Annotated in this window: 22 protein-coding genes; 16 read left to right on the top strand and 6 right to left on the bottom strand. The window is 68.4% G+C overall.

Features of this window, described 5'->3' with window-relative positions; genetic code table 11:
- Window positions 1–82: 82 nt before the first annotated feature.
- The 4 genes from KV203_RS13450 to KV203_RS13435 all read right to left on the bottom strand — a co-directional run bounded on the left by KV203_RS13450 (window position 83) and on the right by KV203_RS13435 (window position 3,220).
- Entirely contained in the window at window positions 83–1,231 is a 1,149-nt protein-coding gene (locus KV203_RS13450) for an alpha/beta hydrolase family protein (protein WP_083530056.1), read from the bottom strand.
- On the bottom strand, window positions 1,228–2,265 hold the full coding sequence (locus KV203_RS13445; protein ID WP_174522048.1) for an MAB_1171c family putative transporter: 1,038 nt from the start codon (window positions 2,263–2,265) through the stop codon (window positions 1,228–1,230). Before KV203_RS13445 ends, KV203_RS13450 begins: the two co-directional genes overlap by 4 nt.
- On the bottom strand, window positions 2,262–2,726 hold the full coding sequence (locus tag KV203_RS13440) for a hypothetical protein (RefSeq protein ID WP_066470517.1): 465 nt from the start codon (window positions 2,724–2,726) through the stop codon (window positions 2,262–2,264). The genes KV203_RS13445 and KV203_RS13440 overlap by 4 nt, the downstream gene beginning before the upstream one ends.
- 62 nt (window positions 2,727–2,788) lie before the next feature.
- Window positions 2,789–3,220 (bottom strand): hypothetical protein, encoded by a 432-nt coding sequence (locus KV203_RS13435; RefSeq protein WP_066470606.1) that lies wholly within the window; start codon window positions 3,218–3,220, stop codon window positions 2,789–2,791.
- 388 nt (window positions 3,221–3,608) lie between these two features.
- On the opposite strand from KV203_RS13435, the gene KV203_RS13430 reads away from it, so the two are divergent.
- From KV203_RS13430 to KV203_RS13380, 11 genes are all read left to right on the top strand, one after another.
- Window positions 3,609–4,682: an ArdC-like ssDNA-binding domain-containing protein gene (locus KV203_RS13430; RefSeq protein ID WP_066470520.1), complete on the top strand. Its 1,074-nt coding sequence runs from the start codon at window positions 3,609–3,611 to the stop codon at window positions 4,680–4,682.
- The gene (locus KV203_RS13425) at window positions 4,682–5,614 is read left to right on the top strand and encodes a bifunctional DNA primase/polymerase (protein ID WP_066470523.1); all 933 of its coding nucleotides are present in this window, start codon (window positions 4,682–4,684) and stop codon (window positions 5,612–5,614) included. Before KV203_RS13430 ends, KV203_RS13425 begins: the two co-directional genes overlap by 1 nt.
- A complete protein-coding gene (locus KV203_RS13420; protein ID WP_174522049.1) occupies window positions 5,611–6,330 on the top strand; it encodes a helix-turn-helix domain-containing protein in 720 nt (239 codons plus the stop codon). The genes KV203_RS13425 and KV203_RS13420 overlap by 4 nt, the downstream gene beginning before the upstream one ends.
- Complete coding sequence (locus KV203_RS13415; RefSeq protein WP_066470526.1) at window positions 6,327–6,755, top strand: hypothetical protein; 429 nt, start codon at window positions 6,327–6,329, stop codon at window positions 6,753–6,755. The genes KV203_RS13420 and KV203_RS13415 overlap by 4 nt, the downstream gene beginning before the upstream one ends.
- An 87-nt stretch (window positions 6,756–6,842) precedes the next feature.
- Complete coding sequence (locus tag KV203_RS13410) at window positions 6,843–7,721, top strand: hypothetical protein (protein ID WP_066470529.1); 879 nt, start codon at window positions 6,843–6,845, stop codon at window positions 7,719–7,721.
- On the top strand, window positions 7,718–8,713 hold the full coding sequence (locus KV203_RS13405) for a ParB N-terminal domain-containing protein (protein ID WP_066470531.1): 996 nt from the start codon (window positions 7,718–7,720) through the stop codon (window positions 8,711–8,713). Before KV203_RS13410 ends, KV203_RS13405 begins: the two co-directional genes overlap by 4 nt.
- A gap of 42 nt (window positions 8,714–8,755) precedes the next feature.
- The gene (locus tag KV203_RS13400) at window positions 8,756–9,448 is read left to right on the top strand and encodes a hypothetical protein (protein WP_066470534.1); all 693 of its coding nucleotides are present in this window, start codon (window positions 8,756–8,758) and stop codon (window positions 9,446–9,448) included.
- A 94-nt stretch (window positions 9,449–9,542) separates the two neighbouring features.
- Window positions 9,543–11,078 carry a M23 family metallopeptidase gene (locus KV203_RS19695; RefSeq protein WP_246600148.1) on the top strand — a complete coding sequence of 512 codons (1,536 nt, stop codon included), beginning with the start codon at window positions 9,543–9,545 and terminating at the stop codon, window positions 11,076–11,078.
- A gap of 231 nt (window positions 11,079–11,309) precedes the next feature.
- The gene (locus KV203_RS13390) at window positions 11,310–12,371 is read left to right on the top strand and encodes a tyrosine-type recombinase/integrase (RefSeq protein WP_246600147.1); all 1,062 of its coding nucleotides are present in this window, start codon (window positions 11,310–11,312) and stop codon (window positions 12,369–12,371) included.
- A 6-nt stretch (window positions 12,372–12,377) separates the two neighbouring features.
- Entirely contained in the window at window positions 12,378–12,722 is a 345-nt protein-coding gene (locus KV203_RS13385) for a helix-turn-helix domain-containing protein (protein ID WP_066467710.1), read from the top strand.
- A 4-nt stretch (window positions 12,723–12,726) separates the two neighbouring features.
- Complete coding sequence (locus KV203_RS13380; RefSeq protein ID WP_066467708.1) at window positions 12,727–14,394, top strand: hypothetical protein; 1,668 nt, start codon at window positions 12,727–12,729, stop codon at window positions 14,392–14,394.
- A 33-nt stretch (window positions 14,395–14,427) separates the two neighbouring features.
- Here the strand turns inward: KV203_RS13380 and KV203_RS13375 are convergent, their stop codons facing one another.
- Complete coding sequence (locus KV203_RS13375) at window positions 14,428–14,817, bottom strand: heavy metal-responsive transcriptional regulator (protein ID WP_066467706.1); 390 nt, start codon at window positions 14,815–14,817, stop codon at window positions 14,428–14,430.
- Between the two features lie 94 nt (window positions 14,818–14,911).
- On the opposite strand from KV203_RS13375, the gene merA reads away from it, so the two are divergent.
- The 5 genes from merA to KV203_RS13350 all read left to right on the top strand — a co-directional run bounded on the left by merA (window position 14,912) and on the right by KV203_RS13350 (window position 20,260).
- Entirely contained in the window at window positions 14,912–16,345 is a 1,434-nt protein-coding gene (gene merA / locus KV203_RS13370; RefSeq protein ID WP_066467705.1) for a mercury(II) reductase, read from the top strand.
- Between the two features lie 263 nt (window positions 16,346–16,608).
- Entirely contained in the window at window positions 16,609–16,875 is a 267-nt protein-coding gene (locus tag KV203_RS13365) for a DUF6112 family protein (RefSeq protein WP_066467703.1), read from the top strand.
- A gap of 142 nt (window positions 16,876–17,017) precedes the next feature.
- Window positions 17,018–17,341, top strand: coding sequence for a DUF6112 family protein (locus tag KV203_RS13360; RefSeq protein ID WP_066467700.1), 324 nt, complete (start codon window positions 17,018–17,020; stop codon window positions 17,339–17,341).
- Between the two features lie 32 nt (window positions 17,342–17,373).
- The gene (locus KV203_RS13355) at window positions 17,374–18,789 is read left to right on the top strand and encodes a conjugal transfer protein TrbL (protein WP_066467699.1); all 1,416 of its coding nucleotides are present in this window, start codon (window positions 17,374–17,376) and stop codon (window positions 18,787–18,789) included.
- Window positions 18,731–20,260 (top strand): PrgI family protein, encoded by a 1,530-nt coding sequence (locus KV203_RS13350; RefSeq protein ID WP_246600146.1) that lies wholly within the window; start codon window positions 18,731–18,733, stop codon window positions 20,258–20,260. The genes KV203_RS13355 and KV203_RS13350 overlap by 59 nt, the downstream gene beginning before the upstream one ends.
- A gap of 3 nt (window positions 20,261–20,263) precedes the next feature.
- Here the strand turns inward: KV203_RS13350 and KV203_RS13345 are convergent, their stop codons facing one another.
- Window positions 20,264–21,325 (bottom strand): CHAT domain-containing protein, encoded by a 1,062-nt coding sequence (locus tag KV203_RS13345; protein ID WP_066467689.1) that lies wholly within the window; start codon window positions 21,323–21,325, stop codon window positions 20,264–20,266.
- Window positions 21,326–21,370: the final 45 nt, after the last annotated feature.

Below are 21,370 nucleotides of genomic sequence, written 5' to 3'. Positions count from 1 at the left end.
CGTATGACATCCGCTTGGGGACACGTCGGTGGTGGGCAGATTCCGAGCGGTCTGGGTCCCGGCGGCGGGTGATCCGGCACCATCATGGCAACGAGTGGGCCTTCGCTGTCGCTGCGAGCCACGCGATCACACGCTGGTGCCAGCCATCTGGATCGGCGTTCCACGCGAGAGTGTGCTCGGCGTCGAAGGTCTCTAGCGTCACGAGGTCGGGGCGCAGGTCTCGGAGTGCTTGCGAGAGCCGGATGGGTGCGGAGCTGTCTCGTGCGCCGTGGAGGATCAGCGTGTGCGTGGCGAGGTCAGCGGCGCGAGTGATCCAGTCGAACTGACGGAGTGGGATCGGCTCAGGTAGCCCGAGCATGCGCGCGAATGGCCGGGCAATGAGCCACGGGATGGCGAGGAGCCCTGCGCTGCCTGGGAGTCCGCTGCGGGCGCAGTTGGCTTTGATCGTCTCGGTCCAGTCGAGGACGGGTGAGTCGAGGACGAGTGCGGTGATGAGGCCGTCGTGGCGGGGTCGTGCGGCGAGCTGGAGCGCGATGGCGGCTCCCATTGACCAGCCGAACAGCACGATCTGTTGGGCTCCTCGTCGGACGGCGTATCCGACGGCTTCGTCAACGTCGGTGGTCTCTGTGTGGCCGAGGGTCGATCGGCCGGTGCCGACGCGGGGGCCTCCTGCGGTGTTGCGGTAGGTGACGACGAGGGAGGTGTAGCCGAGTTCGGTGGCGACTTGGGCACCGCGGAGGGTTCCGGCGCGGCTGCTGCCGAGTCCGTGGATGTGGATGGCCCAGGTCGAGGGGTCGCCGTCGATGCGCCAGGCCGGGCACCGACCGGCCGGGGTGGTGATGGTGATGTCGCGAGCGTTGAGTCGGGCGTCGGCTGGGGTGGCGTAGAAGATGCCGCTCCACGAGGCACGGTCACCGACCCGGAGCGTCAGTCCTGGCGATGCGTCGGTAACGGTGCGGATGATCCGGCCCGGCCTACGGTCGGACGCTTCTGGGGAGAGTTGTGCCCAGCCGCCGTGTTCGAGCCAGAGGTTGTAGATGCCGTCGGCGGTGGTCTGCGAGGTACGGTCGAGCACGACCCGCTGAGTCTCGCCGTCGTGTTCGATGTCGTGGATGGTGAGGTCGAAGACGCGAGGCGTGGCGGGTGCGGTGAGGCGTCGTGCGATGGTCCAGCCTGCGCCGAGTGCGCTGGCGATGAGGAGTCCTGTTCCCAGGGCGATGCCGTTCTTCACGAGGGACGCTCCTGGTGTTGAGTGCCGATGTCCGCGTCGTCCAAGTCTCGCGGCCGCTCGGTCGGCGTGGGAGTGGTCTGGTCGTGGCCGACGAGGTGCTGTTCGGCTTGTTCGAGCAGTGCCTGTTCGGCGTCGGTGATGGTGAAGGTGATGCGGGAGTCGATCATGGCGTCGCGTATCTCGACGATCTCGCGGTGCAGGCGACCTTCCGGGTCGTCGCTCGCAGAGAGAGGCTCTGCTTGGCTGAGCCCGGGCCGCACTCGGGTCGCGCGCTGCCAGAGCGGTTCGAGCTGGTCGGCGAGAGCGGTCGTGCGGCGACGGCGGGCGTAGCGCTGGGCGCGGCGGACGACGGGTTGCGCGACGAAGCCCGCGCAGAGCAGCAGGAAGGTGAGCAGTGACAGCGGCGAGTAGGTGGGTTGCACGGCGCGCATCAAGGCGATCTGGCCTGTCACGTGGGCGATGTCCATGGTGAGGACGGCGAGGCAAAGCATCACACCGAAGGCCGAGCCGAGGGTGAGGAGCGCGGCGGGGAGTCGTTGGATGCCGTGGCTGGCCCGGTATTGGCGGGCGGCGAGGACCATCATGGTCGCGATGACGATGCCGCCGTAGGCGAAGTTGATGATCGAGTAGATCGCGGTGGCGGGCTGGGCGCCGAGGTCGGCCATGAACCGGGTGGTCGTGGTGCCGCGGTCGATGAACCAGAACGCGATGGTGATCGCGGCCAGGGAGGCCAGCAGGGTCGGGCAGCTGACGACGGCACGGACGAGCTGGGGGCGGTACTCGCCGCTGCGCATGACGCCTCGGCCGAGGAAGAACAGCCCGATCATCAGCAGCGCGTCGGCGATCAGAGTGGCGACGTTGGTGCCGCCCAGGACCGGATCGACGGCGGCGTAGACGGCATCGACGTTCAGGGTCATGGCGATCGCGATGGCGATGGCGGCGTAGGTGACGCTTCTGTCGGCGCGTTTTCGGCGGACGATGAGCAGGCTCGCCACGAGCGCCCCCATGAGGGCCGCGACGAGGGTCTGGGTCATCCGAACACCTCCAGGTAGCGGGACTCGGCGAAGGCGTGTCCTCGGATGCCTGCGGCGAGCCGGTCGGCGAGGGCTTCGGCGGTGATCTCGGTTTCGCAGTCGATGTCTTGCCGCTTGAGGAGGCGTCCGCGGGTGTAGGGCGGGATGTTGGGCAGCAGTGCGTCGGCGGCTGCGCAGTCCTCGCCTTCGCAGTGACCGAGGATCATGTGGGCGAACTCGTGCAGGACGAACTGCTGGCGGTGCAGGGCGGAGTCGCTGGGTGCGTGGAGCACGACATCTTCGGTCTCGCCGATCAGCCAGATGGCGCAGAGTCCGTCGCTGGTGTCGAGCTCCTCGAGTTCGTGCACGCGCAGGGTGCGCTGGCGTCGGGCCTGGATCGCGTGGATGAGGTCGTCGAGGGTGAAGGTGTGGCCGAGCTGGAGGTCCGCGACGGCCGCCGATACGGTCTGTTCGATATTCACGGTGCGCCCCTCTCAGCGGGAGAGCACGTGGCCGGTATCGGCGTCGCGTTGCGCGATACCTGTCAGTGCTCAGGCATGTGTGTCAATTCCTCATCCAGGAACTTGGTGATGGCGTGGAGTGCTCTCGGTGAGATGTCACCGAGGGTACGTGCGGCGTAGGACTTCACCTTCGCCGCGCGCATGGAACGAACGAGGTCGAGCTGCGCGGTGACCTTCTCCGGGGTGGTGGCGCCGTCGGCTCCCAGGAGGAAGTCGGTATCGACATCGAAGTAGGCGGCGAGCCCCTCGAAGACGGCGGGGTCTTGGACGTAGCGGTGGCCGTTGACCATGTACGTCCAGCGCGAGCGCGACAGGTTGACGCCGCGTTCTTTGAGGAAGTCCGCGATCTGCGAGTAGGTCGGCTCTGCGCCGGACTCGGCCTCGGCAACGTCCATCAGGAGCCGCAAGCGGTTGGCGAGATCGACTGCCGCAGCCTGGCTCTCTTCTTCGGTCATGGCCGCTGACCTCCTTTCCCTCGTGACGGGCAAGGCATCGCTGTTGTCCACCCCGAAGGGCGGTTGTGCATGCTCAACGCTACTCGTTGGGCATGCACAAATCAAGGCTTGCGCATGCTCAACGACCGTGCTCCAATGGGAACTCCGACCTGTTTGAGCATGCTCAATTGCATGCTTGGGCGGGTCGCTCTCGCCAGAGAGGAGGTGAACGATGCTGTCTCCCGCGCCGATCTCGCGCGGCTCCTCGCGCAGGCGCGCCGCAATGCCAGGCCGCCCAGTAGGGCTGGCCCGGCAGGTTCGCTCTCGCCGTGGCGGGAGGGGGTGCCTACCTCGAAGGTGTACCGCCCCGCCCACGAATGTCGTGGTGGTCGCGAGAGGAGACCCGGTCATGGCATCGACACTGGAGCAGCGGGCCGCGCGTGAGGCGAAGCTCGACGAGTTGCACGAGAAGCTGATGGGCGCGGTCGAGCAGCTCGTCTCCGGCGACGACTGGCGCGACGCCCTCGCGTTCGCCGCGAGGTTCCGGTCCCGGTCGTTCAACAACACGATGCTGATCTGGGTCCAGCACCAGGTCGCGTTCGAGGCCAGCCGGGTGCCCGAGCCGTTCCCCACGCTCGTCGCGGGGTATCGGCAGTGGCAGGCGCTGGGGCGTCAGGTGATGAAGGGCCAGCCGGGCTACATGATCTTCGCGCCCGTGACCGGACGGTTCGCCACGGCCACGCCGTCGGATTCCGGTTCGTGGCGCAGGCTCGGGCCGCGGGAGAGACCGAAGCCGGGTGAGGTGGTGCGCTCCCGCATGGTCGGCGCCCGCCCGGCCTATGTCTGGGATGTCTCCCAGACCGACGGCGACCCCCTCCCGACGACACCTGCGCCGGTGCTGTTGGAAGGAGAAGCCCCCACCGGGCTCTGGGACGGCCTCGCCGCGCAGATACGGACCGCCGGGTTCGAGATCGTCTCCGTGCCGGACGAGCTGGCGATCATGGGCGCGAACGGCATGACCGACTATGACGCCCGGACGGTGTCGGTGCGGGAGAACATGTCTCCTGCGGCACGAGTGAAGACGCTGGCGCACGAGCTCGCGCACGTGAAGATGCACGACCCCGACGACGTGGAGGTGCGGCAGCATCGCGGCATCCGCGAGGTCGAAGCCGAGTCGGTCGCGCTGATGATCGGGGCCGCGCACGGCATGACCACTGACGGCTACACGATCCCGTACGTCTCGACCTGGGCCGCCCGCGCCGACGACAAAGAGCCTGCACAGATCGTGCAGGCCACCGGCGAACGAGTGCGCAAGACGGCCCTGGTGATCCTCGACCAGCTCGACACCCCACAGCTCGGCGACGGCACCCCTCCCGGCCTCGAACGCGACAGTCCGGCGGCGAAGCCTACCCGCGCGTCCTCTCGGCAGGTTGAGCCTGACCGGCCACATGCCACGCCGGTGTTGGCGGGACGGGGGCTGTGATGCCCGACCCCTTCGACGTTCTCGCCGCGCTCATTCGCGTAGACCGGACACCGGACCTCGCGGCTGCGGCACGGAGCCTCGCTGCGGCTGGGATGCCGGTGTTCCCGTGCGAACCGGATGGGAAGCGACCGCTCACCCGGCGGGGGTTCCTCGACGCGACCAGCGACCCTGAGCAGGTCGCCGCGTGGTGGTCGCGCACCCCAGAGGCGAACATCGGCCTCCCCACCGGCGCACCGTCGGGTGTCGTCGTGGTGGACGTCGATGTTCACGGCCCAGTCGATGGCCGCGCCGCGTGGCGTCGTGCCTCCGAGGCGGGGCTGGTGGATGGGGCGGGTCTGTTGGTCCGGACCCCGACCGGAGGCGCACACGCCTACTTCCCGGCCACGGCGGGTGTGGAGCAGCGGTCGTGGCAGGCCGCCAGTGCCGGTGTCGATTTCCGGGGCGACGGCGGCTACATCATCGCTCCACCCTCCCGCCGCACCATCGACGGCACCGTGCGGTGCTACGAGATCGCCGACCTTGCCGCCCACTCCGTCGGCCCCGTCGATGCCGCACGGCTCCGCGACTTCCTCGACCCCCGACCCGCTGCACCAGCGCGAAGTGAAAGCGCGGCTGCGACGGTGGATGCCGAACGGCTCGCGGCCTGGGTCGCGAGTCGTAGTGAGGGCGAACGAAACCGAGGCCTGTTCTGGGCCGCCTGCCGCCTCGCCGAGAACGGCACCCCACCCGCCGACACACTCGACGCACTCGGCCCTGCCGCCGTGCAGGCGGGCCTGAGCGAGCGGGAGATCGCCACGACCGTGCGTTCGGCCTACCGCGCCACCCAGCCCGCACCCGAGCCCGCTGCTGCGGGTCGGGCACCGACGACGGATCGGTGGTGCAGCCGCTCCGCATCATCGCCGGTGGCCTCGGCGGGGAGGGCGGGGCTGTGATCGACAAGACGAGTCCGCGACGGTGGGCTGCTGGGACGGCGGTGGCGGGGACGGTGTTCATCGCCGCTGGGGCGTTCTGGCTGTCGTTCACCTCGCTGGCCGATCTTGCTGCGCGTTCGGGGATCGGGGCGGGTCAGGCGTGGGCGTGGCCGCTGATCGTGGACGGCATCATCGTCGTCGCGACCGTCGCCGTCGTCGCTCTCGCCGGGCAACGCTCCGCCTGGTACCCGTGGGCGCTCCTGACCGGCGGTGCCCTCGTCTCGGTCACCGCGAACGCGATCCACGCCGTCGTCGCAGCGGACGCCGACGTGCCCGGCATCCTCGCCGCCTCCGTCGCCGCCGTACCACCCGTCGTGCTGCTCGCGATCACCCACCTCACCGTCATCCTCACCCGCACCCCGCTAACCGCGTCGGAATCGGAGACACCTGGTCGGCATGAGGTCGCCGTGTTCGCTGCCGCTTCGGACGAGCTGGAAGCGGCACCCGCATCCGTTGGTATCGCCGAGCTGGCGTCCGCGCCCGCCGAGGCCGCGTCGCTGGCTCCATCGGATCGGCGCGCGTTGGGGCGGGAGCTGCGGGAGGCGGGGTGGTCGAACAAGCGGATCGCCCGCGAGCTCAGCGTGCATCCCTCGACCGTGGGCCGCTGGTTCACCCCCGCACACCTTCCCACTGACATCACCGAGTCCGCCGACGAGCGGGAGGAGACCACCCCATGAACACCACCGACGGCCCGCAGGACACCGACCCTCGCCGCGATCCGCAGCGCATCGTGCCGACCCCAGCCGACGAGGCACCCTCAGTGCCACGCGAACGCCCCGAACCCGCCGTGGAGGCAGCAACGACGCCGGAGGCAGTGCGCGCGGCGCAGGTCGCCCGCACCGAGAAGCAGCACGCCGCCGTGATGCGTGGCCGCGGTGTGGAGTGGGTACGCCCGACCGATCTGATGGCCCGGCATTCCGCGAACGTCGCCGGTCGGGGCCTGGACTTCCAAGCCGAGCTCGCCCGCCGCACCCGCACACCCCTGCGAATCGGGACGCAGGCCGCGCGCGACCGGGCACGTCGTCTACCGCCGATCACAGCGTTCGGGCGACGCACCGTCACCACCTCGGCCCCGACGCGGCCCGGGGTCGGGAGGGGATGACAGGTCATGGTCCAGACGGCAACCAGCACGGTAGGGGCGCGTTCGTGGGAGCGGGCGCGCACCTACCTGCCAGGAGGTGCCGACACCATGACCACAACCACCAACCCCAGCACCGAATCCTCGCGTGACGACTTCACGACCGGCGAGGGCCTGCGGGCCCTGCTGCACCGTCTCCACACCGGTGGTGAGGATGCCTGGGTCAATGATCCGGTCGCGCGCGATCTGATGGAGTTCGCCGCCGAGAAGTACAAGGCGCTGGCGCGCAAGCACCGCCTCGATACGTGGGAGGCGGTCGCGGCGGCGTTCGACGCGATGCAGAACCGCTCCACCCTCGAAGCCCGCGACCCGTGGGCGATCATCACCCACGCCGTGCGGATCACCTGCATCTACGAAGAACGCGCCCAAGGCCTCCTCTGCTCGGTGCACCAGGCCCGCCGCTCCCACGTCTCGGCGTTCCACGACCCCGAACGGTTCTCCGACCGCGACACCGCCCTGTCCGACTACCACCCCGCCTTCCATGTCTCCGACGATCTGCCCAGCGACATCGAGCCCAACTCGCATGATCTGCTGGGTTCGGCACAGGCGTGCATGTCTGCCACGTCAGCGGCAGAGGACGCGATCGCGCTGCTGTGCCTGCTCGACTGGCCGACCGACACCGCGCGGGCGTCGGTCGAGCACGTCTGCGGCGCCCTCACCAAAGCCGGAACCCGCCAGTCCGCCTACGAGGCGCTGCGGCGGGATCGGCACGCCCGCGTGCTGCTCGACCTGCCCCGCCGCGCCTGGACCGCGCTGCTGCGGGCTTTGCTCGGGAACCCGCACCCCGCCTACGCGGCGACCAGTGCGGGACGTGGGGTGCTGCTGCGGCTTCTCCTCGGCGAGACCTTGGAACTGCTCCTGCGCGACGACGACCTGATCCTCGCCCTCGCCGTTGCGGCCCCCAGGCATCGGGGTGGTGAGCAGCGATGACCGACCCGCAGACCGGTATCCAACTCGACCGGGCCGTCGATTCCCTGATCGTCGGCAAGCGCCACCGCACCGACCTCGGCGACCTCGAAACCCTCGCCGCGTCCATCGACCGCGACGGCCTGCTTCAGCCGTTGACGATCACCATCGACGGCGTGCTCGTCTGCGGGGCACGCCGCCTGGCCGCGATCAAGATGCTCGGCTGGCGCACCGTCAGCGTCTGGGTACGCGGCGGCCTGTCGGATCGGCTCGGGAAGCTCCTCGCGGAGCAGGACGACAACATGCTCCACAAGCCCTACAACCAGCTCGAAGCCGCAGGCCTCTACCGCGAGATCAAGGAAGTCATGGCCGAAGACGCCGCCCGCCGGAAGTCCGCCACCCAGTTCAGCACCGAGAACCAGCCAGGAAACGACGGTCCCGGAAAATTTCCGGGACCGTCAGGCGCTCTCGGAGACGCACGAGAACTGGCAGCCGCGATGATCCCCGGGGGCGGGTCGTACAAGACCTTGGAGAAGGTCGGATACATCGAAGAGATCGCCGCCAACCCCGCCCAACCCAAGACCCTCCGAGCCGAAGCCGCTGCTGCGTTGGAGCGGATCGAAGCAGGCGACCCGGTGCATCCGATCTACCAAGCCATCCGCGAGAGTGCCGATGCCGCGCGCGAGGTGCGCGAGGCGACGATGCACGCCCTCGCCGAGGATGCCGTCGCCCGCGCCAACGCGATGAAGAAGGGCAAGAAGCCCAAGCCCCGACCCACACCCCTCGTGCCCGACGACGCGCCCCCGGTGCGGTACCCGGTGCGTGCGTTCGTCCAGACCTGGGGCGAACTCGCCAACTGGTGGACCCACTACGACATCGACCTGCTCGCCGTCGAGCTGACCGACGAACAGTACGAGAACTTCCTCACCGTCGCCGAAGCCACCGCCCGCTTCGCCGACGACCTCCACACCGCACGCGACGCCCACGGAGCACAGCCGATCCTGCGCGCACTCTGAGGTCTCGCCGCTCTGCCGGTGGCGGGTGTGTACCTGCCAGGCATGAGCCCTGCGCCCACTGATCCCAAGACCCGCCGCCGATTCGTCGCCCTCATCACCGCTGGCATCGTCCTGCTGCTCCTGGCCGGGATCGGCGTCTACGGACTCCTCACCGGCCCCCGCAACACCAGCGTGGACGATCCGCGCCCCGAGCCGTCGCCGACCGTGACCACGCCCCAGTCGCCGGGGCCGTCCACGCCGCCGCCTCCGAAGGTTCCAGCGGTGCCACGCTCGACCGATCCGGTCGCCTTCGCCGAAGGTGTCGCCACCACCTTGTTCGCGTGGGATACCGCGCTGGGGCTCTGGCCGCTGGACTACACCTCGGCGATCCTCACAGTCGGCGACCCCTCCGGCGACGAGCAAGCGGGCCTGGCCTCCGACATCGCCACCTACCTGCCGAACCGGGACGCCTGGATCGAACTACGCCAGTACGCCACCGCTCAGCACCTCGTCATCGACACCTCGTTCGTCCCCGATGCGTGGGCCGATGCGGTGGCCCAGGCGCAGCCCGGTCAGATCGCACCCGGCACGACCGCGGTCACGATCGAGGGCACCCGCCACCGCTCCGGCACCTGGAACGGCCAGCCCGTCACCTCCGCGCATCCCGTCTCATTCACCGTGTTCGTGGTCTGCGCCCCCACGTACACGACCTGCCACCTCTTGCGGCTGTCCCAGCTCGACAACCCCCTCCGCTGAAAAGGGTGCCGTTGTGTTCCGCAAGACAGCTATCGCCGCCCTCGCGCTCCTGTTCCTCGCCCCGTCCGTCATCCTGCTCGGGATCGGGGCACTGATGAACCCCGCCGCCGCCAACTGCGCCACCACCACAGGCGTGGTCAACCTCGGACCCGTCCCGGACTCGCTCACCGTGACCATGGCGAACGGTGAGACGTTCACGCTGAACCGGCAGCAGCTCACCCACGCCGCCACAATCATCGCCATCGGCAACAGCACCGACGGCGTGGGCATGCCGGGAATCAAGATCGCGCTCATGGCAGCGCTCACCGAGTCCACCCTGCGGATGCTGTCGAACACCGGCACCTACCCCGAGAGCGCGAACTACCCCAACGACGGCAACGGCTCCGACCACGACTCCCTCGGTCTGTTCCAGATGCGGCCACAGTCGGGTTGGGGTTCGGTCGCCGAGCTCATGGACCCCACGTATCAAGCGCGAGCATTCTTCGGCGGCCCGACCGGACCGAACTACCCGAGCCCGCGCGGTCTGCTCGACATTCCCGGCTGGCAGACAATGGACCCCGGCGAAGCCGCCCAAGCCGTCGAGGCCTCCGCCTACCCCGACCGATACCGCAATTACGAGCCCGTGGCCGAAGCCATCCTCACCGCCCTCACCACAGGCAGGTCCAGTGCGACACCGGCGGGTGCTGGTGGTCCAGCGTCGTTGTCGTCGCGGGTGGTGTTCCCGCTCCCGGAGGGGACCTGGGTGGCGACCTCGCCGTTCGGGATGCGCGTGCACCCGATCACCGGCGAATACAAGCTGCACACCGGCGCGGACTTCGCCGCCCCCGACGGCACCCCGATCCTCGCCGCAGCCGACGGCACCGTCACCGTCGCCGAGTTCACCAGCGGCTACGGCGGACTCATCGTCATCGAGCACACCATCGACGGCCACAAGATCGCCACCGCGTACGCGCACATGTGGCAGCACGGCATCCACGTCAAAGCAGGTGACCAGGTACGGGCCGGGCAGCACATCGGCGACGTTGGCAGCTCTGGCTACTCCACCGGAGCGCACCTGCACTTCGAGGTCCGTCAAGGCGGAACGAACGGCGACTTCATCGACCCCGCCGCCTGGCTCAACCAGCACGGAGCCGCGAACCTCCCCGCAGCAACCGCTGGGTCACCCGCCACGTGTCGCGCGGCGGGCACCGCTGGCCCGCCCACGGGCGTCGATGGCGACCCCGACCGGCTCGTCGACGATCCCACCACCGGCGGGAAGATCACAGCGCGGCTGCTGCACCTCTACCAGCAGACCCTCGCGGCGTTCCCCGACACCGGCTGGGGCTGCTACTCGCCCCGCCCCGGCACCAAGTCGGAGCATCCCCTCGGGCGGGCGTGTGACATCACCTTCGGGAACCGGATCGGCCAGCGACCCAGTCCCGCCCAGCTCGACGCCGGATGGGCCGTGACGAACTGGATGAAAGACAACGCAGGCGTCCTCGGCGTCGAATACCTCATCTGGCAAGGCCAAATCTGGTCCGTCAGCCGCGACGCCGACGGCTGGCGACCCTACAACGGCGGCGGCATGCACGACCCCGCCTCGATCACGGGAGGTCACTTCGATCACCTGCACGTCACCGTGAAAGCATAATCTCGGAAATTACACCTAAGGTAAGATTCTTACGTTAGATGTAAGTCAGAATCACGCCGACCAGCGGGAGCGCGGACTCCTCGAACGTAGCGCCGGCAACCGCCTCTGACCAGGCATTCCGGCCCCACCTTTACATCTGATGCATGATTCCTACATCTAATGTAAGGTCGTCGTATGGTGTTCGTGGACGGTCAGGGGCCGGGTGATGGGTCCTCGTCGCCGGCTGGCAACGTGACACTGCTGCGCCCGGCGGTGCAGTTCTTGGATGAGATGCTGACCGGCTGGACCACGCAGCAGACCTCGCGGATGCTGGCGGCACCGACGATCAAGACCAGGGCCTCGCAGGTGCGCCGGTTCGCGGACTTCTGCGGGACGTCGCCGTGGGAGTGGGGGCCGGCCGATGTCGAAGAGTGGACGACCTCGCTAGTCTCCGGTGCGCGGCCGCTGTCGGTATCGACGGTGCGGGCGTATCAGAACTCGGTCGCGTTGTTCTGCGACTACCTGACCGATCATCGCTACGGGTGGGTGGATCGGTGCATGGAGCTGTTCGGCACGCACCCGGTGCAGGTGTGCCACGAGTGGAACACCGTCGTCCACAGCAGCGATCACGAGGCTCGTCCGGCGGTGCGGCCGCTGTCGAGGCTGGAGTTGCAGGCGTTCTTCGACTACGCCGACGACCTGGTGGATCGGGCACGCTCATCGGGCCGCAAGGGCTGGCTGACGATGTTCCGCGACGCGACGCTGTTCAAGATCATTTACGCCTTCGGGCTGCGCCGCCGCGAGGCGGCGATGTTGGATCTGCACGACTTCACCCGCAACCCGAAAGGCCCGGAGTTCGGGCAGTTCGGGGTCTGCAACGTCCGCTGGGGCAAGGCCCTGAAGGGTTCCCAGCCAAGGCGCCGGGCGGTGCTGGCGGTGTTCGACTGGACCCGGCCGGTGATCGAGGAGTATCTCGCTGAGGTCCGGCCCCGCTTCGACACCGCCGATGAGTCGATCCTGTGGCCGACCGAGCGGCAGGGCCGCATCCGCCTGGATCACGTCGATGACCGGTTCGCGGACTGGCGCGACGACCTGGGGCTGGACCCGGTGCTACACCCGCACTGTCTGCGGCACTCCTACGTGACGCATCTGATCGAGGATGGCTTCGACCCGCTGTTCGTCCAGCAGCAGGTCGGGCACCGGTGGGGCTCGACCACCGCCCTCTACACCGGCGTGTCCGGCGACTACCGCAACCGCACCCTGCGCCGCGCCCTCGACGCCGCGTTCACCCCACCTGCGATCGAGGAAGGCTGAGAGACGATGACCAAGACCGTCGCCTACCACTGGCACCTGCGCAAGCTGATGAACGAGCACGGCATGCAGTCCACCACCGACCTCGTACCGTTGCTGGCCGACCGCGGCGTGGTAATGACCTCCACGCAGGTCTACCGGATCGTCACCGGGCAGCCCGAGCGGTTGAACATGCAGTTCCTCGCCGCGCTCTGCGACATCTTCGGGGCCACACCGAACGATCTGATCGAGCCCTACGTCGCCACCAGCTCACGGCGCGGACGCGAGACCGGCACCACCGGCACCACACCGCCGCCGAAGTCTGGCAGCAAGAACCGTCCGACGCGCGCGGTCATCAAACCCGCCGACGACTGACCGGATGGCGAACGCGATCGTCCGCGGCACCTGTTTTAACTGCGGACGGGACAAGAACCTGCGCTGGAATCATGCCCTGGACCGGGGCGAGTGCCGAGCCTGCCGCGCCAGCCGCGCACCGCAGGAGAGGTGCGCCGGATGCGGACGACAGCGCCGCGTCAATCCCCGCACTCCGGACGGCGGGGCCATCTGCGTGACCTGCTATGCCCGCCTCCGCACCACCGACGACGATGCCTGCGATGAGTGCGGAACCGTCGGAGCACTCGCCACCCGTGCCGGCGGCAAGAGCCAGGCGGCGCGGAACCTCTGCACCCGCTGTTACCGCAACCCGCGACGGTCCTGTGGCATCTGCGGCCGGCTCAAACGCATCGCGCTGAAGGCCACCGCCACCAGCCCGGATGTCTGCCCGACCTGCTATCAGGCACCAGTCATCGATTGCTCCATTTGCGGCCAGCAGGCCCTCGGCCGCCGCACCACGAACCGCGGTCGGCCACGATGCTTCGCCTGCCAAGCCGCCGCGCAGATCGAGGCCGCGCTGACCGGACCGGACGGCATGATCCGATCCGAACTCCAGCCCGTGCGCGATGCCCTCACCGCCACCAGCCGACCGAGATCGCTGCTGAGCAACTGGCACGACCTCGCCAGCCTGCACCTGCTGGCCGAGATCGCCCAAGGCCAGCTCGGCCTGACCCACGACGCGCTCGATGCCCGGCCGCAGTCGTTTTCGGTGACCTACCTGCGCGCCATGCTCATCGCTGCCGGCGCGCTGCCGCCGCGGGACGAGAACGCCGCCCGCCTGCACCGCTACGCCGCCCACGCCGTCGCCGGTGTCGACGATCCCGAGCTGCGCGGCGTGCTCACCCGCTACGCCCGCTGGCACGTCCTCGGACGCGTCAAGACCGACCGCCACGGCCATATCTCCGCTGCGACCGCCGACCGATGCCGCGGCGACATCCAGACCGCCAAAGCCTTCCTCGACCACCTCACCGCCCACCGCCACGACCTGGACGACTGCCCCCAGAGCTGCCTCGACGCCTGGATCACCGTCGACCGCAGCAGACGCCTGCGCTTTATCCGGTGGCTCAAACGCGGCGGGTACCTGCCGGGCACCCGACTGCCCGACCCCACCCCCAGCAAGGACCCGCGGCACGACATCGACCCCGGCGAGCAGCTCGACCTGGCCCGACGGCTCCTGCACCATGACGACAGCGCGAGCATCGAGGACCGTGCCGCGGCCTGCCTAATCCTGCTCTACGCTCAACCCGTCGCCAGGATCGTCACCCTCACCACCGCGGACATCCGCACCGCCGACGGCGACACCTACTTGACCCTGGGCCGCGAGCCGCTGCTGCTCATCCCGCCCTTGGATGCGCTGATCACCGCGCTGCCCGTCACCAAGCCGTTCGGCACCACGAGCACCCTGGCCGACCGCAGGTGGCTGTTCACCGGCAAGAACGCCGGCACCCACCTCCAGCCGCCCTCGCTCATGGCCCGGATGAACCGGCTCGGGATCACCACCCGGGCCAGCCGCAACACCGCCCTGCTGCACCTCGCTTCGACCACCCCACCAGCCATCTTCGCTCACCTCATCGGCGTCAGCATCGGCACCGCCACCCGGTGGGCCGGGCTCGCCGGCGCCGCCTGGAACAGCTACGCCACCGCTCGCAGGTGACAGGACACCGGCAGGCGAGCGGGCCCGGCATCGCTAAAGGTAGGCGCAGACCGCGTCGGCCTGACACGTCTCGGGTTCAACCTGCTCGGCTGCCGTCCGTAGCCCGGCGATGGTCTGACGCAGCCGGCCGAGTTCGGCAATCTGCTCATCGACTTCGGCCAGGCGCATATCCAGCAGTTCCCGGACGTGTTCGCACGGAGCCGTTCCGGTGTCGCGGATCTGGAGGATCTGTCGGATTTGCGCAAGAGTCAGTCCTGCTGCCTGGCCGCGATGGATGAAGTCGAGCCGGGCGAAAATTTCCGTGCCGTAATCACGGTAGCCAGATCCGGTTCGCGCAGCGGGCAGCAGGAGTCCCTGGTCTTCGTAGAATCGCAGCGTTTTGGCAGTCGTGCCCGCCGCCTGAGCCAACTCCCCGATCCGCATGACGCCCTCCTCAATCCCGCCTTGACCTTCCAGTGTAGTGGAAGGTTAAGAATGATGGTCGGAGACAAAAACCGACGTCTGGGAGAAACACATCATGGGCTCGAAGATCGATCTGGCGATCATCGGATCAGGCGGCGCGGCATTCGCAGCAGCGATCCGGGCCACCGGTTTGGGCAAGTCGGTGGTGATGATCGAGCGGTCAACGTTCGGGGGCACGTGCGTGAACACCGGCTGCATTCCCTCCAAGAGCCTGCTCGCTGCCGCCGAGGCACGGCACACGGCAGCCGATGCCGCCGCCCGGTTTCCCGGGATCGGGGCGACGGCCGGCCCCGTGAACATGCCGGCCCTGGTCAGGGGCAAACAGTCGCTGGTGGAGTCGTTGCGCGGTGAGAAGTACGAGGACGTGGCCGACGCCTATGGGTGGCGGGTCCTGCACGGCGACGCCTCGTTCGCCGGGTCCCCAGATGCCCCGGTGCTGCACACCGTCACCGGCGACGGCGAAGTCGAGATGATCGAGGCTGAGCACTACCTGGTCGCTACGGGATCGGCCCCCTGGGCGGCACCGATCCCGGGCCTGGCCACCGTGGACTATCTGACCTCGACCACCGCGATGGAACTCACCGAGGTACCCAAGTCCCTGCTCGTGCTCGGTGGCGGATACGTGGCGATGGAGCAAGCACAGCTGTTCGCCCGACTCGGCGCCCGAGTCACCATGCTGGTCCGCTCCCGACTGGCATCGAAAGAGGAACCCGAAGCCTCCCGAGCCCTGGAGGACGTGTTCGCAGACGAAGGCATCCAAGTCGTTCGACCCGCCGAGGTCACCTCCGTGGTCCACGACTCGGACAGCGGCCGGGTGGTCGCAACGACGAACGTCTCCGGCCCGGAGCAGGAGTTCCGAGCCGACCGGGTCCTGGTGGCCACCGGCCGTCGCCCGGTCACCGAGGGACTCAACCTCGACGTCGTCGGGGTCAAGACCGGCCAAGCCGGAGAAGTCATGGTCACCGACCAGCTCCAGTCCACGAACCGGCGGGTCTGGGCTGCCGGGGACGTGACCGGGCACCACGAGTTCGTCTATGTCGCCGCCCAACACGGGGCGATGATCGTCGACAACGCGTTCACCAGCCCCGACCGCGCCATCGACTACGCCCACCTGCCACGCGTGACGTTCACCAGTCCCGCCCTGGCCGCGGTCGGCATGACCGAGGAACAGGCCCTCGCTGCCGGTATCCGCTGCGACTGCCGCGTCCTGCCCCTGACATACGTGCCCCGCGCTCTGGTCAACCGGGACACTCGAGGCTTGATCAAAATCGTCGCCGACACCGACACCGGCCGCGTCCTCGGACTGACCGCAGTTGCCAAAGATGCCGGTGAACTCGCCGCCGCCGGTGTCTACATCCTCGAAGGCAGGATGACACTCGACCAGGTCACCCGAAGCTGGGCACCGTATCTGACCATGGCCGAAGGCATCAAGATCGCCGCCCAGTCATTCACGACCGATGTCTCCAAACTCTCCTGCTGCGCGGTATAACGCATCCGGCGGAACCGCTTGAGTCTTCTCTCAACGCCGGGCATTACCGATCTCCTCGGGTCGCCCTGATCACCGCACTGGCGCGCCAGCGTCCGACCGATGACGCCCGCCCACCAGACCTCACCCACGGTACCTACCCCTGCTGGGACCGCTCGATGATCGCGGGCGGCCCCGACGCACCTGAGTGACATGCAGCTGCCACTTACTCACAACCCACTACTCGGGCACTTCGATCATCCGACCCTGCCGGTGGGGTGACCACGATGGGCGTCTTCCCGGACTTCGACGGCCTCGGCGGCATCGGCGACCTTCGCGCCGTCGTCGGCGCACTCCTCACGTTCGTGCTCATCGTGGCGGTGCTCATGCTGATCGTCTCAGCGATCGTGTGGGCCATCGCATCCGCCCACGGCAACTACTCCACCGCAAGCAAAGGCCGCGTCGGTGTCCTCGTCTCGGTCGGTGCTGCTGCCCTCGCCGGAGCGGGAGTGGCGTGGATGAACTGGCTTATCAACCTCGGCCAACAGCTCTGATTCGCCGTCTCGACGATGCCCGCGCCTGCCATGGCGTGGGCATCGCTATCTCTCGGTTCGGGTGTTCCAGCGCACCTGTGGCGTGTACCCCGTCTGTGCATCCGCGCTGGCGGGCCGACCGCCCGCGTCAAGGAGACCTACCGTGTTCGACCTGCTCACCACTACCGTTCTGCCCGCCGTCGCCCTGGTGCCGATGGACATCAACATCGACCCCAACACCAACGGCCTGCCGGGGATCAACCAGCTGCGCACCATCGTCGGCGCCGTGATGACCATCGGCCTGATCCTCTCCGTGCTCGCGCTGATCGTCTCCGCGATCGTGTGGGGCTTCGGCGCGAACTCCAGTAACCCGCACCTCGCCAGCAGGGGGAAGATCGGTGTCCTCGTCTCCTGCGGTGCGGCGGTGATCTGCGGCGCGTCGGTGACGCTCATCAACTTCTTCTGGAACGTCGGCCAGCAAGTCTGACCCGCACCGTAGAGAGGGCTTGGTGGTTCGTGATGAGCGTGTGCGACATCCCGGTGATCTCCTCGGTCTGCGATGCCGTCGGCGAAGGGGCCGCCACTCTGGTCGCGGCCCCGTTCGACTGGCTCGCCCAAGCGATGGGAGCCGCCGCGGGCTGGCTGTTCGAGGCGGTCTGGTCGGTGTTCGACACCACCACCCTCGTCGATGTCACCCGGCCCGGATACGTCTCGGTCTACAACCTGCTGTTCGGTGTCGCGGTATTCGTGATGCTGATCTTCTTCTGCCTCCAACTCATCACCGGCCTCATCCGACGCGACCCCACCGCACTCACCCGAGCCGCCCTCGGCCTCGCTAAATCCGTGCTCGGGTCGTTCGTCGTCATCACCTTGACCGCTCTCCTCTTGGAGGTGGTGGATCAGCTGTGCATCGGCATCGTCCAAGCCGCAGGCGAGACCACCGAGTCGATGGGCGACAAGATCGCCCTGCTCGCCACCGGCCTGGTCGGGATCAACATCGCCGCCCCCGGCGTCGGGGCGATCATCACGATCTTCATGGCCGGCCTCGCGATCACCGCCGCCGCCATCGTCTGGCTCTCCCTCCTCGTACGCAAAGCCCTGCTGCTGGTGGCGATCGTGTTCGCCCCACTCGCGTTCTCGGGTGCGTCGTGGGATGCGTCGCGGGGGTGGATTGGGAAGTGGGCGATGTTCGTCGTCGCGCTGATCTGCTCCAAGCTCGTGCTCGTCGTGATGTTCCTGGTTGCGATCACCCAGGTCTCGGCACCCATCGACGCCGACCTGGCCTCGATCAGCGACCCCATCGCCGGGATCGTGCTCATGGCGATGGCCGCCTTCGCGCCCTATCTGACGTACAAGTTCATCGCGTTCGTCGGGTTCGACATGTACCACGCCATCGGCTCCGAACAAGACGCCAAACACGCCCTCAACCGGCCCATCCCCGTCCCCGGACGCGGCGCAGGCGGAGCCGACCCGAAGAAGGTACTCGACGGCACGGGCGACACCGGCAGCGGTGGTGGTGGCGCTGGCCGTGGAGGCGGAGGGAGCGCGCCACCCGCGCCGAAACCCACGCCCGCAGCATCAGCAAGTAGCGGCGCTGGTGCATCAGGTGGAGGTGCGGCTGCGTCCGGTGGCGGTGCAGCCGCAGGCGGTAGTGCTGCGGCGGCTGGCCCTGCCGCCGCGGTGGTGGTCGGGGCGCAGGTCGTCAAGGGCGCCGCCACTGCCGGACCGAAAGCCGGAACCGCGCTCGGCGCCCAGGGCGAGCATGCCGCGGACGCCGCCGCCCAGACACCACCGCCACCCCCAGCGAGCGTGGGTTCCGCTACGCCGGGTCAGGTCGCACCGCCCTCGTCGAGTCCAGCACCGCCAGCGCCAAGGAGTGACCCCGCACCACCGCCGAAGCCCACACCGCCTGCGCCACGAGCGCCGAAGGAGTAGACCCGTGTCCACGAACCAGAACCAGCGCAGCACGGGCGATCTCGTGCCGGTGAAGTTCTCCCGCCTCACCCGCCGAGGCATCCTCCTCGGCCTCTCCCTGACCCAGCTCATCACCCTCGCTATCGGCGGCGCGACCCTGATCGTCGCGTTCTACGCCGGAGGCGGGATGCTGCTCGCCTACACCGCCCCCGTCTGGGTGCTCTCGGCGGCACTGACCTGGATACCCATTGCAGGCCGACCCATCGTCGAGTGGCTGCCGGTAACGTGCTGGTGGCTGTGGCGCACCACCGGCGGCCAACTCCTGTACCGGCGAAGGATCGTCACACCTCGTCCGGTTGGGACGCTCGCGCTGCCCGGCGACATGGCCAGGCTGCGGGAGTTCGACGACCCCGACACCGGAGCCGGGATGATCCACGACCCCCACGCCGCCACCTTGACCGTGGTCTGCGAGGTCACCCATCCCGCGTTCGTGCTCCTCGACCCCGGCGAACAAGAGCGCCGCGTCACCTCCTGGGGCCGCGTCCTCGCGACCGTGTGCCGATCCGGCCGGGTCGCCACCCTGCAAGTCTTGGAGCGCACGCTTCCGGACTCCGGTACCGGGCTGGCCGAGTGGTGGGCCGCCCACGGCACACCCGACGGCTCCTGGGCCGCCGACACCTACCAAGAGTTGATCGAACGCGCCGGACCCGCAGGCGAACGCCACGCCACCACGCTCTCGCTGTCGCTGGATATGAAGGCGGCGGCTCGGCAGATCAGAACCGCGGGCGGCGGCATCCGAGGCGCGGCGAATGTGCTGAGGCAAGAGATGAACACCCTCGTCGCCGCGCTCCGCTCCGCCGACCTCGCACCTTCCGGCTGGCTCACCCCAGGACAGATCGCGGTCATGCTGCGCTCCGCCTACGACCCCGCCATCGCCGCCACCCTGGAACGCCACGGCCAGCTTGGGCAATCCCTCGCAACAGCGGGACCGGTCGCGGTCACCGAGACCTGGGGACGGTTGCGCACCGACTCCGCCCACCACACGGTGCTGTGGATCAGCGAATGGCCGCGCTCGCTGGTGTATCCGGGGTTCTTGTCGCCGGTGCTGCTGTCTACCGGTATTCAGCGGTCGTTCTCGCTGATCTGCACCCCGATGCGCTCCGACCAAGCCGCCCGCGACATCCGCAAGAAGAAGGTCGAGCACATCTCCGACCAAGCCCAGCGAGCGAAGATCGGCCAGATCGAAGACGCCTCCCAGACCGCCGAATACCACGACGTGCTCCAACAAGAAGCCGACCTCACCGCCGGCCACGGCATCCTCCGCTACACCGGCCTCATCGCCATCTCCGCACCGACCATCGAGGAACTCGACGCCGCCGTCGCAGCGATCGAACAGGCAGCCATCCAAGCCTCCTGCGAAACCCGACTCCTCGTCGGACAGCAAGCCGCCGCGTTCACCGCCGCAGCGCTGCCGCTGTGCCGCCGAGTCTGAGAGTCAGTCCGCGGGCTCTACGAGAACCGTGGTCGATGGGTCGACGTCGGGTGCCCAGGCCAGGGTCGGGAGGTCGGCACTGTCCAGACCCGCGAGTTCAAGCGCAGCCTGTCCCGACAGGTGGGAAGAGTTGATGGACTGCCCGTTGGCGACCGCCGCATAGAACTGCGCGGCGTAGTTGATCGCGTCCGCGTCTTCGATGCTGTCTGCCATCCCGATGGCGAACGGAACTACCTGCGCCACGAGGTCGTCGATTTGGGCTGCGGAGCGACAGGAGTTCAGCAGGACGAGTAGCGGCGGGTCGTCAGTCGCACTGATCGCTCGTGCGAAGGCTCGCGCCGTCACGATCACACCTTCGTGGGGTTCATCTGTTTCGTCCTCGAACACGATCAGGTCATCGTTGCTGTGGCCCGAGAAGTGCACTACGTGGGGGCGGAACTTCGTGATGCCGTCCAGCAGGTCCGTGGTGGTGGCCGCTGGTCGTACATCGAGTTCGATCTGGTCGCGGTGCAGTGCGGACTCCACTGCCGCCCGGATGCGCTTCTGTTCCCTCCCAACGCGGAGGTCACCTTCGGCCGAGGCACCCAGCATGAGCACCCGGAGCTTTTCGGGTTTGGGCGCGGGGAGGTGCCGCAGCGCGGTGGTCACGGCTACCTCGGCGCCGATGATCCTCGACTCCAGTTGGGCGCGTTCTGCGGCTGTTCGCCGGTCAGCGCGCTGCTGCTCGCTCTTGCGGCGACGTTCGGCCGCGTCCGCCTCCGACTGCTCAGCCCGGGCAAGCTTGATCTGTAGGGCCGCCTCTTCCTTGGCATATCCGGCTGCCCGTGTCTGCCAGCGACTGGCCTCCTTGCCCGCGGTCTCGGCTTCCTTCTCCCTGCGCTCGGCCTCGCGAAGCTTGCTGCTGCGGGTTGAGGTGCTCGATGTCTTGGCTGCCGCCTGTCGCGCCTTGGCGGCGTCGGCACGCTTCGAGGACTCCTTCGACCGATACTCGCCAGCCTTCTTGTCCGCGTCGATGCGCTGCTTGCGTTTGCGATCCAGTTGGCTTCGGTACTGACTTGCGCTCACTCTGTCGTGCTCCTGCTCGTATGCCTATCCGTCGATACAACGGTA

This window comes from Skermania piniformis, assembly GCF_019285775.1.
Classification (GTDB): Bacteria; Actinomycetota; Actinomycetes; order Mycobacteriales; family Mycobacteriaceae; genus Skermania; species Skermania pinensis.
This window is presented reverse-complemented; position numbering and strand designations above follow the sequence as displayed.